The following is a 14,370-nucleotide window of genomic DNA, read 5'->3' on the forward strand; positions in this document are numbered from 1 at the left end:
TACTACGAAAGATTGTGTCTCAAGGGCTGAAACCTCCGTCGATTTGTAGTAAAACTACACGCGGCCGGTCCTACCTCCGGTAAATCCAAGAATTTACGTGCCCGCCCATAAGGCCGGCAACGAACACAAGGTTTTCGATTCTGGAAGCCTTTCCGCCATGGAGCAAGCCATGCAAGACCTCGATCCCGTCGAAACCCAGGAATGGCTGGACGCGCTTGAATCCGTCCTCGACCGTGAAGGTGAAGACCGTGCTCATTACCTGATGACCCGTATGGGCGAACTCGCCACCCGCAGCGGTGCGCAACTGCCCTACGCCATCACCACGCCGTACCGCAACACCATCCCCGTCACCCACGAAGCACGCATGCCTGGCGACCTGTTCATGGAACGCCGCATTCGCTCGTTGGTACGTTGGAACGCCCTGGCGATGGTGATGCGCACCAACCTGCGCGACTCGGACCTGGGTGGCCACATCTCCAGCTTCGCCTCCAGCGCCACCCTGTACGACATTGGCTTCAACTATTTCTTCCAGGCACCGACCGACGAACACGGCGGCGACCTCATCTACTTCCAGGGCCACGCCTCGCCAGGCGTCTATGCCCGCGCCTTCATGGAAGGGCGCATCAGCGAAGACCAGATGAACAATTTCCGCCAGGAAGTGGACGGCAACGGCCTTTCCTCGTATCCGCACCCGTGGCTGATGCCTGACTTCTGGCAGTTCCCTACTGTGTCGATGGGCCTCGGCCCGATCCAGGCGATCTACCAGGCACGCTTCATGAAGTACCTGGAAAGCCGTGGTTTCATCCCGGCTGGCAAGCAGAAAGTCTGGTGTTTCATGGGCGACGGCGAGTGCGACGAGCCGGAATCCCTCGGCGCCATTTCCCTGGCTGGCCGCGAAAAACTCGACAACCTGATCTTCGTCATCAACTGCAACCTGCAGCGCCTCGACGGCCCGGTGCGTGGTAACGGCAAGATTATCCAGGAACTCGAAGGCGTGTTCCGCGGTGCACAGTGGAACGTCAACAAGGTGGTCTGGGGCCGCTTCTGGGACCCGCTGCTGGCCAAAGACACCGACGGCATCCTGCAACGCCGGATGGACGAAGTCATCGACGGCGAGTACCAGAACTACAAAGCCAAAGACGGCGCGTTCGTGCGTGAACACTTCTTCAACTCGCCAGAACTCAAGGCGATGGTTGCCGATCTGTCCGACGACGAAATCTGGAAGCTCAACCGCGGCGGCCACGACCCGTACAAGGTCTATGCGGCCTACCACCAGGCGGTCAACCATAAAGAGCAGCCGACCGTCATTCTGGCCAAGACCATCAAGGGTTATGGCACCGGTGCCGGCGAAGCGAAGAACACCGCGCACAACACCAAGAAAGTCGATGTCGACAGCCTGAAGAAATTCCGCGACCGTTTCGACATTCCAGTGAAAGACGAAGAGCTGGAAAACCTGCCGTTCTTCAAACCCGAAGAAGGCAGCGCCGAAGCCCGTTACCTCAGCGAGCGCCGCAGCGCCCTGGGCGGTTTCGTGCCACAGCGTCGGGCCAAGAGCTTCAGCATTCCGACCCCGCCACTGGAAAGCCTCAAGGCGATTCTGGACGGCAGCGGCGACCGCGAAATCTCCACCACCATGGCCTTCGTGCGGATCCTTTCGCAGCTGGTCAAGGACAAGGAAATCGGCCAGCGCATCGTCCCGATCATTCCGGACGAAGCCCGTACCTTCGGTATGGAAGGCATGTTCCGTCAGCTCGGTATCTACTCCTCGGTCGGCCAGCTCTACGAGCCGGTGGATAAAGACCAGGTGATGTTCTACCGCGAAGACAAGAAGGGCCAGATTCTCGAAGAAGGCATCAACGAAGCCGGCGCCATGTCGTCGTTCATTGCTGCCGGTACCTCGTACTCCAGCCACAACCAGCCAATGCTGCCGTTCTACATCTTTTATTCGATGTTCGGCTTCCAGCGTATTGGCGACCTGGCCTGGGCCGCTGGCGACAGCCGCACCCGTGGTTTCCTGATCGGCGGTACTGCCGGGCGCACCACCCTCAACGGTGAAGGCCTGCAGCACGAAGACGGTCACAGCCACATGCTGGCTGCCACCATCCCTAACTGCCGTACCTATGACCCCACCTACGGCTATGAGCTGGCGGTGATCATTCAGGACGGCATGAAGAAGATGACCGAAGAGCAACAGGACGTCTTCTACTACATCACCGTGATGAACGAGTCCTACGCCCAGCCAGCCATTCCGGCCGGTGTCGAGGAAGGCATCGTCAAGGGCATGTACCTGCTCGAAGAAGACAAGCGCGACTCGGCGCACCACGTGCAACTGCTGGGTTCGGGCACCATCCTGCGCGAAGTGCGTGAAGCAGCGAAGATTCTGCGTGACGAGTTCAACGTCAGCGCCGATGTCTGGAGCGTCACCAGCTTCAACGAACTGCGCCGTGACGGCCTGGCCGTGGAACGCAGCAACCGCCTGCACCCGGGTCAGAAGCCGAAGCAAACCTACGTCGAAGAGTGCCTGAGCGGCCGTAAAGGTCCGGTCATCGCCTCTACCGACTATATGAAGCTGTTCGCTGAACAGATTCGTCAGTGGGTACCGGTCAAGGAATACAAAGTGTTGGGCACCGACGGTTTCGGCCGTAGCGACAGCCGCAAGAAGCTGCGTCACTTCTTCGAAGTGGACCGTCACTTCGTGGTATTGGCCGCGCTGGAAGCCCTGGCTGACCGTGGTGATATCGAACCGAAAGTGGTGGCAGAAGCCATCGTCAAGTTCGGCATCAACCCAGAAAAACGTAACCCACTGGACTGCTAAGGGAGCGCTTAAATGAGTGAATTAATCCGCGTACCCGACATTGGCAGCGGTGAGGGCGAAGTCATCGAATTGATGGTGAAAGTGGGCGATCGGATTGAAGCCGATCAAAGCCTGCTGACCCTCGAGTCGGACAAAGCCAGCATGGAAATCCCCGCGCCGAAAGCCGGCGTGGTGAAAAGCCTGAAGGTCAAACTCGGCGATCGCCTGAAAGAAGGTGATGAGCTGCTGGAGCTGGAAGTGGATGGTGCTGAAGCAGCCCCTGCCGCTGCCGAGCCAGCCGCCAAAGCCGAGGCCGCGCCTGCTGCTGAACCGGCCAAAGCTACTGAACCGGCACCTGTGGCGGCTCCGGCTGCGGCAGCCACCAGTTCGGTGCAAGACATCCACGTGCCGGATATTGGTTCGTCGGGCAAAGCCAAGATCATCGAACTGCTGGTAAAGGTCGGTGACACGGTAGAGGCCGACCAATCGCTGCTGGTGCTAGAGTCCGACAAGGCCAGCATGGAAATCCCCTCGCCGGCTGCCGGCGTAGTGGAAAGCCTGAGCGTGAAGCTGGACGACGAAGTCGGCACCGGCGACCTGATCCTGAAACTGAAAGTGGCCGGTAGCGCACCGGCTGCCGCCCCTGCTCCTGCAGCAGCGCCGGCCGCCCCCGCCGCCAAGGCTGAAGCCGCGCCAGCAGCGGCTGCCGCACCGGCTAAAGCGGAGGCCGCACCAGCTGCGCCCGCCGCTCCGGCCAAAGACGGCGCCAAAACCCATGCTGGCCCGGCAGTACGCCAACTGGCCCGTGAGTTTGGTGTCGAATTGAGCGCGGTGACCGCCAGCGGCCCGCATGGTCGGGTGCTGAAAGAAGACGTGCAGGTTTACGTCAAAGCCATGATGCAGAAGGCCAAGGAAGCACCGGCCGCCGGCGCTACCGGTGGTGCAGGCATTCCGCCGGTTCCGGAAGTCGATTTCAGCCGCTTTGGTGAAATTGAAGAAGTGCCGATGACCCGCCTGATGCAAGTGGGCGCCGCCAACCTGCACCGCAGTTGGCTCAACGTGCCGCACGTGACTCAGTTCGATTCGGCCGATATCACCGAGCTGGAAGCCTTCCGCATTGCGCAGAAAGCCGTGGCCGAGAAAGCCGGCGTGAAACTCACCGTGCTGCCGCTGCTGCTCAAGGCGTGCGCCTACCTGCTCAAGGAACTGCCGGACTTCAACAGTTCGTTGGCGCCGTCGGGCAAAGCAATCATCCGCAAGAAGTACGTGAACATCGGCTTTGCCGTGGACACCCCGGACGGTCTGCTGGTGCCTGTGATCAAGGACGTAGACAAGAAGAGCTTGCTGCAACTGGCTGCCGAAGCCGCCGAACTGGCGGAAAAAGCGCGCACCAAGAAGCTCTCGGCCGACGCCATGCAAGGCGCCTGCTTCACCATTTCCAGCCTCGGCCACATTGGCGGCACCGGCTTCACGCCGATCGTCAACGCGCCGGAAGTGGCGATCCTCGGGGTTTCCAAGGCGACCATGCAGCCAGTCTGGGACGGTAAAGCGTTCCAGCCCAAACTGATGCTGCCGTTGTCCCTGTCCTACGATCACCGCGTGATCAATGGTGCTGCTGCCGCCCGTTTCACCAAACGTCTGAGCGACGTACTGGGCGATATCCGCACCATGCTGCTGTAAGGCTTTAGCGCTTCATATTTCGGGCATGCCACGCTCGTACCTCAGCCCCGCCTCTGGCGGGGTTTTTTTTGCGTGTTTTTTGAGGGGAAAACAATCACTGGAACAAAACATCCGTCATCCCAGCGCAGGCTGGGATCCAGAGTCTCGGATAGGACGAGAGACGCAAATCGACTGAAGATCCTGGGTCCCAGCCTGCGCTGGGACGACGGTGTGTCCGGAAGAAGTTCAGCCCTTCTGCAGATTGCGCAGCAGGAACGACAGCGCCTTGGCCAACTCCGCCGCGCCCTGGTGATCCCGGCGAATAGTCAGCCACGGGCTGCCATCCTGCGGGTTCTTCAGTACACACACCTGCTCGGTCGGCGGGCAGTCGTATTTGATGTAGGGGTCGACACCGAACACTTCCAGACGCTGGTTGCGCACGGCGACATTCACCCCTTCGGCTTCGCGGGTTTTCTGCTGGATCAGCAGCTCGCCCGGCGCCCCGACGCTAAGCTGATACACCTGATCACGACGCTCCGCCTGGCCGACCTGGAAGGCCGCGCGCACGGCGTAGGTGTCGAGCAGCTCGTTGCTCTGCGCCAGCAAGGCCTGGCGCTCGTCGCTGGTGAGGTACAGGTGCTTGAGTTCGTTGAGGTAGCGTGCCTGCTCGGCGCCGCTCAACTCGGCCCCCGGTTCTGCCGCCTGCAAGGCAGACGCTGTCAGCATTAAGGAGGCGATTGCAGGCAAAATTCCCAGCCGCCTTGTCAGTCTTGTTCGCATGATGCACCCTTACCGTTGAAGTGGCCCCGAGCCACTCGTTCAGCATACTGGAAGCGAGTCTCCCGATGAAAAGCCATACCGATGCCGCCAGCCGTCCGGCGGTCGAGGTTGTGACGCAGTTGCCAGTGCCCTCGCGGCTCGGCATGTTGCGTTTCGAGCGGCTTAATGAGGCGAGCTGGACCCTGCTGTTTCTCGATGCCTCCTGCGAAGCCCAATTGGGCCTCGCGGCGGGCGAGCTGTGCGGGCTGATCGGATCGCCCTATGCCAGCCTGATGGAGCCAGAACAGCGCTACCAGTTGCACGACACCATTCAACTGCAACTCAAAGACAGCCCGCACTATAAAGTGCACTACAAGCTGCACACGCCCAACGGCATCCTGCACCTGGTGGAGCTGGGCGAAGCCTTCAAGCAACACGGACGACAGCTATTACGCGGCTATCTATTGCCAGCAGACGAACCGGTGTTCCCCGACCGTCAGCCGCAACAGTCCGAACTGCAAATCCAGAACAACCGCCTGCAAGCCTCCCTCGAACTCTATCAACGCTCCCAGGAAGAACACCTGCAGCACCTGGTCCGCAGCCGCGCGCAGCAGAGCATGATCGTGCGCCTGGCGCGCCATCGCTACAGCTCCGACAACCAAGTGTTCGAGGCCGCGCAACTGATCACCAAGGCCGCCTGCGAGACGTTCAACGTCGCCCGCGCCAGCCTCTGGCACCTGCGCGCCGAGCAGCTCGACCCGATCACCATGTACAGCACCGACATCGGCCAGCACGAACTGCCAGCACCGATCAACGCCAGCAAATACCCGCACTACCTTGCCGCCCTGCACAGCGGCCGCGCCATTGACGCCCACAGCGCCATGCGCGATCCGCGCACCCGTGAGCTGGCCGAAACCCACCTGCTGCCCCGTGGCGTTACCGCCATGCTGGATGCCAGCGTGCGGGTGGCCGGCGAAGTGGTGGCAGTGCTGTGCCTGGAACATGTCGGCAACGAGCGGGTCTGGCAGGCCGATGAAATCGCCTTTGCCGGCGAGTTGGCCGACCAGTTCGCCCACGCCATGGTCAACCAGCAACGGCGCAGCGCCAGCAGCGAGTTGCAACTGTTCCGCCGCGCCGTCGAGCAGAGCGCCAGCGCCTTTCTGCTGATCGACCGCGAAGGCATCGTCGAATACGTCAACCCGAGCTTCACCGCCATCACCCTGTTCAGCCCGGAAGAAGTGCAAGGCCGGCGCCTGTCCGACCTGCCCGCCCTGGCCAACCTCAGCGACCTGCTGTTCGACGCCCACTCCAACCTGGCCCAGCAGAACAGCTGGCACGGTGAGTTCCGCAGTCGGCGCAAGAGCCTGGAACCGTACTGGGGGCACCTGTCGATTTCCAAGGTGTACGGGGCCGACGGCGAGCTGACTCACTACATCGGCATTTACGAAGACATCACCCAGACCAAGCTGGCCCAGCAGCGCATCGAGCGCCTGGCCTACACCGACAACCTCACCCGCCTGGGTAACCGGCCAGCGTTTATCCGCAGCATGGAAGAACGTTTTTCCGGCAACAGTGAGCAGCCCACCAGCCTGCTGCTGGTGGACATCGACAACTTCAAGCGGATCAACGACAGCCTCGGCCACCAGACCGGCGACAAGCTGCTGATGAGCCTGGCCCGCCGTCTGCGCAACAGCCTGAATGCCAACAACAGCCTGGCGCGCTTTGCCAGTAACGAATTCGCCGTGCTGTTGGACAACTGCGACGTCGCCGAAGGCCAGCGCATTGCCGGGCAGATTCTGCAAACCCTGGATAAACCGCTGTTCGTCGACAACCAGCTGATCAGCGTCACCGGCTCGGTGGGCCTGGCCTGTGCGCCGCTGCATGGCGAGGACTCGCACACCCTGATGAAACACGCGGGCCTGGCGCTGCACAAAGCCAAGGCCAACGGCAAACACCAGGTGCAGGTGTTCACCGAGGCACTGAACGCCGAGGCCAACTACAAGCTGTTCGTGGAAAACAACCTGCGCCGCGCCCTGACCCAGAACGAGCTGGAGGTGTTCTACCAGCCCAAGCTCGACCTGCGCAGCGGCCACCTCACCGGCATGGAGGCGCTGCTGCGTTGGAACCATCCGGAAAAGGGCATGATCAACCCGGATCAGTTCATCAGCGTGGCCGAAGACACCGGCCTGATCATCCCCATCGGCAAATGGGTGGCGCGCCAGGCCTGCCGCATGAGCAAGCAGCTGACCGCCCTCGGCCTGGGCGATATTCAGGTGGCGATCAACCTGTCGCCCAAGCAGTTCTCCGACCCCGACCTGGTCGGCTCGATCGCCGATATCCTCCAGGAAGAAATGCTGCCGCCGCACCTGCTCGAGCTTGAGCTGACTGAAAGCTTGCTGCTGGAAGCCACCGACGACACCCGCCAACAGCTCAATCGCCTGAAGAGCCTGGGCCTGACCCTGGCCATGGACGACTTCGGCACCGGTTACTCGTCCCTTAGCTACCTGAAGAAATTCCCCATTGATGTGATCAAGATCGATCGCAGCTTCATCAAGGACATCCCGGACAATCAGGACGACATGGAAATCACCTCGGCGGTGATCGCCATGGCCCACAACCTCAAGCTGAAGGTGGTAGCCGAGGGCATCGAAAACGCCGCCCAGTTGAGTTTCCTGCGGCGGCACAAATGCGATATCGGCCAGGGCTACCTGTTCGACCGGCCGATTGCCGGCCGCGACCTGCTGGAAAGCCTGCGGCGCTACCCCTGCCGCCCGGCCAGTTGAATTGCCTGTAACGTCTGCGCGGGTAAACACTCTACACAGACGCCAGAACTGCAAAATCCCATCTGTTAACCAAGGAGCCTGCCATGGTGCTGCGTTCGCAAATTCTCGCCCACAAGCTCGACCTGCCTACCGCCGAGCAAGCCCTGCCCGGCCGTGAAAGCCCGATGCCGGTGCCGGAGCAGCATTTCGTCAACGGCAACCCGCTGCAGGGCCCGTTCCCGGCCGGCCTGGAAACCGCGATTTTCGGTCTCGGTTGTTTCTGGGGCGCCGAACGGCGCTTCTGGCAACAGCCTGGCGTGTACAGCACCGCAGTCGGTTATGCCGGCGGCCACACGCCCAACCCCACCTACGATGAAACCTGCTCGGGCCTGACCGGCCACAGCGAAGTGGTGATGGTGGTGTTCGACCCGAAAGTGACCAGCTACGACGCGCTGTTGAAAGTGTTCTGGGAAGCACACAACCCGACCCAGGGCATGCGCCAGGGCAATGACGTCGGCAGCCAGTACCGCTCGGCCATCTACGCCACCAGCCCGGCGCAACTGGATGCCGCGCTGACCAGTCAGGCCACGTTCCAGAAACAACTGGAGGCTGCCGGTTTCGGCGCCATCACCACGGAAATCATCGAAGCGCCGGCCTTCTACTACGCCGAGGCCTACCACCAGCAGTACCTGGCCAAGAACCCGAACGGCTATTGCGGGTTGGGCGGCACCGGGGTTTGCCTGCTGTAAATGGCCTGAAAACCGGTCGTTGGCGCCTACAACCAACGACCGGTTCACGCCTTGCTAACGTCTAAGTTCGGCTGTCATACAACACGTTGTAGGATGACTCTCTGCCAGCTAGTCATGCCGCACCCGGTTTGCAAAGTGGCCGCACCGGAAGCGTCTATAAAAAGAGAGAGTCTGCATGAACACTTCCCACCTCGGGCGTTGCCGCCTGGTTGTAGGTTTTGCCGCGTTGTTGAGTTTTGCCGGTGTGGTACTGGCTGACGACGCCCCCATCGTGATCAAGTTTTCCCACGTCGTCGCCGAAGACACGCCCAAGGGCCAAGGCGCCCTGCTGTTCAAAAAGCTCGCCGAGGAACGCCTGGCCGGCAAGGTCACCGTCGAGATCTACCCCAACTCCAGCCTGTACGGTGACGCCGATGAGCTGCAGGCCCTGCGCGATGACAACGTGCAGATCCTGGCACCGTCACTGGCCAAGTTCGGTGAGTACAACCAGCAACTGCAGATTTTCGACCTGCCGTTCCTGTTCGACGACCTCGACGCCGTCAACCGCTTCCAGCAGCGTGCCAAAGGCCGTCAGTTGCTTACCGGCATGCAGAAACACAACATCACCGGTCTGGCCTATTGGCACAACGGCATGAAACAGCTGTCGGCCACCAAGGCGCTGAACAACCCAGCCGATGCCAAAGGCCTGGCCTTCCGCATCCAGCCCTCGCCCGTGATCGAAAGCCAGTTCACCGCCCTTGGCGCGACGCCGGTGAAACTGCCGTTCGCCGCCACCCTGCAAGCCCTGCAGGACGGCAAGGTGCAAGGCACCGAGAACACCTGGTCGAACCTCTACAGTCAGAAATACGCCCCGGTGCAGCCGTACATGACGGAAACCAACCACGGCGTGCTCGACTACATGCTGGTGACCAACACCAAGTTCTGGTACGCCATTCCCCACGCCACCCGTACCGAACTGGAAGGCATCATCGAAGAGGTGACCTTCGCCGTGAACAACGCCGCCGAGCAGCAGAACATCGCCGCCCGCCAGCAGTTGAGCCAGGGCAAAACCCACCTGATCAGCCTCACCGAGCAAGAGCGCAGCGCCTGGCGCGCAGCCATGCAACCGGTGTGGAAACAGTATGAAAGCGTGATTGGCAGCGACATCATCCACGCCGCCGAACAGGTCAACCGCAAGAACGCCGGCAAACAATAGCTGGCCGTTAGCCATTAGACCGGCTGCTACCCGCACAAAAGGCAGGCTAGACTTAGGCATCACCGACATCGGCCTAAGTCCCTGCATGCCTGACTCCAAACACTACATCGCGCCCGAACAGCTCTGCGTGGGGCTGTTCGTCCAACTCGACTTGGGTTGGTGGGAGCACGACTTCGCCTTCAACAGCTTCAAGATCAAAGACCAGGCCCAACTCGACGCCCTGCTCGAACTGGGTTTACCGCGGGTGCGCTACGACCCCGCGCGCAGCGACTGCCAACCCTTGCCGCACCCGGACGAGCTTCCGCCAGCGATCGTCGAAGAAGCCAAACCGCAACCCGCCCCGCCCTCTGCAGAAGAGCTGGCGGCGCAAGCCCGCGCGGTAAAGCTGAGCAAGCTGCGCAAACGCCTGGCCGAGGTGGACCGCAAGTTCATCCACACCAGCCAGATGGTCAAAGAGCTCACCCAGACCCTTCACCGCGCCCCGGAAGATGTGCTGAAACAGGCCGGCGAAGTGGTGCGCGAACTGGTCGGCACGATGATGGCCGAGGACGGTGTGGTGCTGCACAGCATCAACGGCAAGGCCGCCGAAGACGCTTACTCCCATGCCCTGAACGTCACCGTGCTGTCGATGATGCTCGGCCGTCAGCTCGGCTACGACAGCGAGGCCTGCCACACCCTGGGGCTCGGCGCGTTGCTGCATGACATGGGCAAGATGGACGTGCCGAGCAAGGTGCTGCTGAAAACCGAACCGCTGAACCGCCCGGAAACCCAGTTCCTGCACATGCACCCGGAGTTTGGCCGGCGCCGTGGGCTGAAGCTGATGCTCGATGACGAGGTGCTGCGGATCATCTACGAGCACCACGAATACTGCGACGGCAGCGGTTACCCCAACCAACTGCACGAAGCCGCCATCGGCCGCCTGAGCCGTGTGGTGTGCATCACCAACCACTTCGACAACCTGTGCAACCCGCACAACCCGCGCGAGGCCATCAGCCCCCACGAAGCCCTGGCGCGGATGTTCAACCAGCACAAGGAACGTTTCGACCAGGTGGCGCTGAAAGCCTTTATCCGCTGCATGGGCGTGTATCCGCCAGGCAGTCTGGTGCAGTTGCAGGACGGCCGTTTCGGCCTGGTATTGGGCATGCACCCGACCCTGCCGCTGAAGCCGACGCTGATTCTGTATGAAGCGAGCATTCCCAAGAGCGAGGCGCTGATCGTCAACCTGGAGCAGGAACCGGAACTGGCGATTGCCCGCAGCGTGCGCGCGTCCGAGCTGGATGAAGCAGCGCGCGACTACCTGAACCCGCGGCAGCAGTTGACGTATTACGTAGACCCAAAGCGCCCGAAATAGCCCTTGTAGGGTGTGTTCCGCGCACCGTTGCGATCAACCATGAATCGCTTGGTGCGCGGAGCACACCCTACAAGAACCTACTCGGCGATCAACCAATCCAGGCGCCAATTGCCTTCGCTTTGCGCGAGGTTTTTGGCCAGCCAGGGCAGCAGTTCTTTCAGTTCATCTTCCAAACCCCACGGCGCATTGGCGATCACCAGGCCGGAGCCGGTCAGGCGCGTGGCGTCGTCCGGGTTGTGGACGAACAGTTCGGCGCGCAGCAGTTTCGGTGCGCTGGATTTGCTCAGGCCCTGGTAGAAGCGCTTGAGCTGGCGCTCATCCTTGATCGGGTACCAGATGGCGACGATGGTCTGGCGCATGCGGCTGATGCTTTCGTTCAGCGCGGTGATGCAGCGGTCCAGTTCGTCGCTTTGCTCGAATGGTGGGTCGATCAGCAGCAGCGCGCGTTTCTCGGCCACCGGCAACAGGGCCCGCGGCACGTGCCAACCTTCGCCCAGGTGCACGGCCACCCGGCGGTCGCCGCGCATGTTTTCTTTCAGCAGTTGGCCGTCTTGCGGGTGTTTTTCGTTGAGCAGTACGCGGTCCTGGTCACGGGTCAGCTGCCGCGCCAGCTCGGGGGAGCCTGGGTAGTAACGCAGATCGCCGTCCGGGTTCATCGCCTTCAGCACGCCGAAATAGTCGTCGGTACTGGCCGGCAGGTCGTCGGCGTCCCACAGGCGGGCGATGCCTTCCAGCCATTCACCGGTGCGACTCGCTTCGTCGCCCTTGAGGTCGTAGAGGCCCAGGCCCGCGTGGCTGTCCAGGCATACGAACGGGGCTTCCTTGCGCGCCAGCAGGGCAATGATGCGGCTGATGATCAGGTGTTTGAGCACGTCGGCATGGTTGCCGGCGTGGAAGGCGTGACGGTAGTTCATCGGGCAAGGTCCTCGGGCGCTGCTTCGGCGGCGCAGTTTACCAGCCCGCCCGGCTGCCATGGCGACTGGGTTTTGCAGCTTTATCACTCGCCTGTATGAAGCTAGGCGCTGCCGCTTGCCCGCAATAGACTCCGGTAACGTTGTTTTTTACTGCCCACCATAAACAGGTAAGCCGCATGTCCGAGACTCTGCTCAGCTCCCGTAACCTGGCCTTCGAGCTCTATGAAGTGCTGGATGCCGAAGCCCTGATCCAACGCGAGCGTTTCGCCGAGCACAGCCGCGAAACCTTCGACGCCGCCATCGACACCGCCCGCAGCATCGCCGAAAACCTGTTTGCCCCGCATTGCCGCAAGAACGACGAAAACGAACCGCAGTTCGTCGACGGCGCAGCAGTACTGATTCCGGAAGTGAAACCGGCAGTCGACGCCTTCCTCGAAGCCGGCTTTCTAAATGCCTCGCGCGACTTCGAAGCTGGCGGCATGCAATTGCCGACCCTGCTGTCGCAGGCGTGCTTCTGTCACTTCCAGTCGGCCAACGCCGCCACCACCTCTTACCCGTTCCTGACCATGGGCGCGGCCAACCTGATCGAGAGCTTCGGTAACGAGGAGCAGAAACAGCGCTTCCTGCAGCCGATGATCGAAGGCCGTTTCTTCGGCACCATGGCCCTCACCGAACCCCACGCCGGCTCCTCCCTGTCCGACCTGCGCACCCGTGCCGAACCGGCGGGCGATGGCAGCTACCGGATCAAGGGCAACAAGATCTTTATCTCTGGCGGCGACCACCCACTGTCGGAAAACATCGTGCACATGGTGCTGGCCAAGCTGCCGGACGCCCCGCCTGGGGTGAAAGGTATTTCGCTGTTTATCGTGCCCAAGTTCCTGGTCAACGATGACGGCTCGCTCGGCAAGCGCAACGACGTGATCCTGGCCGGCCTGTTCCACAAGATGGGCTGGCGCGGCACCACCTCCACCGCGCTGAACTTCGGCGATAACGGTGAGTGCGTGGGCTACCTGGTGGGCAAACCGCACGCTGGCCTGTCGTACATGTTCCAGATGATGAACGAGGCGCGCATTGGCGTCGGCATGGGCGCGGTGATGCTCGGCTACGCCGGCTACCTGTACTCGCTGGACTACGCCCGTCAGCGTCCGCAAGGTCGCCTGCCGGATGGCAAGGACCCAACCACCGCGCAAGTGGCAATCATCGAACACGCCGACGTGCGCCGCATGCTGCTAACCCAGAAAGCCTATGTAGAAGGCTCGTTCGACCTGGCCCTGTACGCCGCGCGCCTGTTCGACGACACCCAGACCCTGGCGACCGAAGAAGAACGCAAGTCGACTCTGGAACTGCTCGACCTGCTGACCCCGATCGTTAAATCCTGGCCATCGGACTACTGCCTCAAAGCCAACGAACTGGCCATCCAGATTCTCGGCGGCCACGGCTACACCCGCGAATACCCGGTGGAGCAGTACTACCGCGACAACCGCCTGAACCCGATTCACGAAGGCACCTACGGCATCCAGTCCCTCGACCTGCTGGGGCGCAAGGTGTCGATGAATGGCGGCGCGGCGCTCAAGCAACTGGTGAAACTGGTGCAAGGCTGCTGCCAGCGTGCCGAGGCCCATGAGTCGCTGAATGCCCTGCGTGAACCGCTGGAACATTTGCTCGCCCGCCTCTCCACCGTGACCCTGGGCCTGCTGGGTGACCTGATGCAGGGCAAGGTCAACGAAAGCCTGGCCAACTCGGCGCTGTACCTGAAAGTGTTCGGCCACATGGTGATCGGCTGGCGTTGGCTGGAACAGGCGATTCGCGCCGAAGAAGGGCTGGCCAAGGGCAACGCCCAGGACCACGATTTCTACACCGGCAAACTGCAGGCCGCGCGCTACTTCCTGACCTGGGAAGTGCCGAGCATGCACCACGACCTGGCGATTCTCGAGGCCAAGGACGATACCTGTTTGGCCATGCAGGATGCGTGGTTCTAAACCACAAACGCGAGTCCTTGTGGGAGGGGCTTCAGCCGCGATGTCCTTGATCTTTTAAATCAAAAGCTTCGCGGCTAAAGCCCGTCCCACAGGATCGAGTTCGACACCAAAACCATGCCCCGCCCACACGCGGGGCATTTTTTTGACAGGCGCAGGAAAACGCGGGTTAGAATCGTCTGGCATGCCTGCTGCATGCTATATGTCATTT

The 14,370-nt window shown here is 61.6% G+C and carries 9 protein-coding genes; 7 read left to right on the forward strand and 2 right to left on the reverse strand.

Going from position 1 to position 14,370, the window contains the following annotated elements; translation table 11 throughout:
* Positions 1-169 precede the first annotated feature (169 nt).
* Entirely contained in the window at positions 170-2,815 is a 2,646-nt protein-coding gene (gene aceE, locus C8K61_RS11435; RefSeq protein ID WP_108096386.1) for a pyruvate dehydrogenase (acetyl-transferring), homodimeric type, read from the forward strand.
* Positions 2,816-2,827: 12 nt separating this feature from the next.
* On the forward strand, positions 2,828-4,474 hold the full coding sequence (gene aceF, locus C8K61_RS11440) for a dihydrolipoyllysine-residue acetyltransferase (RefSeq protein ID WP_108096387.1): 1,647 nt from the start codon (positions 2,828-2,830) through the stop codon (positions 4,472-4,474).
* A 225-nt stretch (positions 4,475-4,699) separates the two neighbouring features.
* Here the strand turns inward: aceF and C8K61_RS11445 are convergent, their stop codons facing one another.
* Positions 4,700-5,179 carry a hypothetical protein gene (locus tag C8K61_RS11445; RefSeq protein ID WP_108096388.1) on the reverse strand — a complete coding sequence of 160 codons (480 nt, stop codon included), beginning with the start codon at positions 5,177-5,179 and terminating at the stop codon, positions 4,700-4,702.
* A 119-nt stretch (positions 5,180-5,298) separates the two neighbouring features.
* Here C8K61_RS11445 and C8K61_RS11450 point away from each other — a divergent pair, with 119 nt between their 5' ends.
* From C8K61_RS11450 to C8K61_RS11465, 4 genes are all read left to right on the forward strand, one after another.
* A complete protein-coding gene (locus C8K61_RS11450) occupies positions 5,299-7,995 on the forward strand; it encodes a bifunctional diguanylate cyclase/phosphodiesterase (RefSeq protein WP_108096389.1) in 2,697 nt (898 codons plus the stop codon).
* Between the two features lie 83 nt (positions 7,996-8,078).
* Complete coding sequence (msrA, locus tag C8K61_RS11455) at positions 8,079-8,723, forward strand: peptide-methionine (S)-S-oxide reductase MsrA (protein WP_108096390.1); 645 nt, start codon at positions 8,079-8,081, stop codon at positions 8,721-8,723.
* 175 nt (positions 8,724-8,898) lie between these two features.
* Positions 8,899-9,918: a TRAP transporter substrate-binding protein gene (locus tag C8K61_RS11460; RefSeq protein WP_108096391.1), complete on the forward strand. Its 1,020-nt coding sequence runs from the start codon at positions 8,899-8,901 to the stop codon at positions 9,916-9,918.
* A gap of 85 nt (positions 9,919-10,003) precedes the next feature.
* A complete protein-coding gene (locus tag C8K61_RS11465) occupies positions 10,004-11,269 on the forward strand; it encodes an HD-GYP domain-containing protein (protein WP_108096392.1) in 1,266 nt (421 codons plus the stop codon).
* Positions 11,270-11,346: 77 nt separating this feature from the next.
* Here C8K61_RS11465 and C8K61_RS11470 read toward each other — a convergent pair whose 3' ends face one another.
* Positions 11,347-12,183 (reverse strand): 23S rRNA (adenine(2030)-N(6))-methyltransferase RlmJ, encoded by an 837-nt coding sequence (locus tag C8K61_RS11470; RefSeq protein ID WP_108096393.1) that lies wholly within the window; start codon positions 12,181-12,183, stop codon positions 11,347-11,349.
* 176 nt (positions 12,184-12,359) lie between these two features.
* Between C8K61_RS11470 and C8K61_RS11475 the strand changes: the two genes are divergently transcribed.
* The gene (locus tag C8K61_RS11475) at positions 12,360-14,162 is read left to right on the forward strand and encodes an acyl-CoA dehydrogenase (RefSeq protein WP_108096394.1); all 1,803 of its coding nucleotides are present in this window, start codon (positions 12,360-12,362) and stop codon (positions 14,160-14,162) included.
* Positions 14,163-14,370 lie beyond the last annotated feature (208 nt).

This window comes from Pseudomonas sp. GV071 (assembly GCF_003050835.1).
Classification (GTDB): domain Bacteria; phylum Pseudomonadota; class Gammaproteobacteria; order Pseudomonadales; family Pseudomonadaceae; genus Aquipseudomonas.

Bases quoted from the DNA above. Each gene is read 5' to 3' on its own strand.
- aceE (WP_108096386.1), top strand. From the start codon at position 170: ATGCAAGACCTCGATCCCGTCGAAACCCAGGAATGGCTGGACGCGCTT.
- aceF (WP_108096387.1), top strand. From the start codon at position 2,828: ATGAGTGAATTAATCCGCGTACCCGACATTGGCAGCGGTGAGGGCGAA.
- C8K61_RS11445 (WP_108096388.1), bottom strand. From the start codon at position 5,179: ATGCTGACAGCGTCTGCCTTGCAGGCGGCAGAACCGGGGGCCGAGTTG.
- C8K61_RS11450 (WP_108096389.1), top strand. From the start codon at position 5,299: ATGAAAAGCCATACCGATGCCGCCAGCCGTCCGGCGGTCGAGGTTGTG.
- msrA (WP_108096390.1), top strand. From the start codon at position 8,079: ATGGTGCTGCGTTCGCAAATTCTCGCCCACAAGCTCGACCTGCCTACC.
- C8K61_RS11460 (WP_108096391.1), top strand. From the start codon at position 8,899: ATGAACACTTCCCACCTCGGGCGTTGCCGCCTGGTTGTAGGTTTTGCC.
- C8K61_RS11465 (WP_108096392.1), top strand. From the start codon at position 10,004: ATGCCTGACTCCAAACACTACATCGCGCCCGAACAGCTCTGCGTGGGG.
- C8K61_RS11470 (WP_108096393.1), bottom strand. From the start codon at position 12,183: ATGAACTACCGTCACGCCTTCCACGCCGGCAACCATGCCGACGTGCTC.
- C8K61_RS11475 (WP_108096394.1), top strand. From the start codon at position 12,360: ATGTCCGAGACTCTGCTCAGCTCCCGTAACCTGGCCTTCGAGCTCTAT.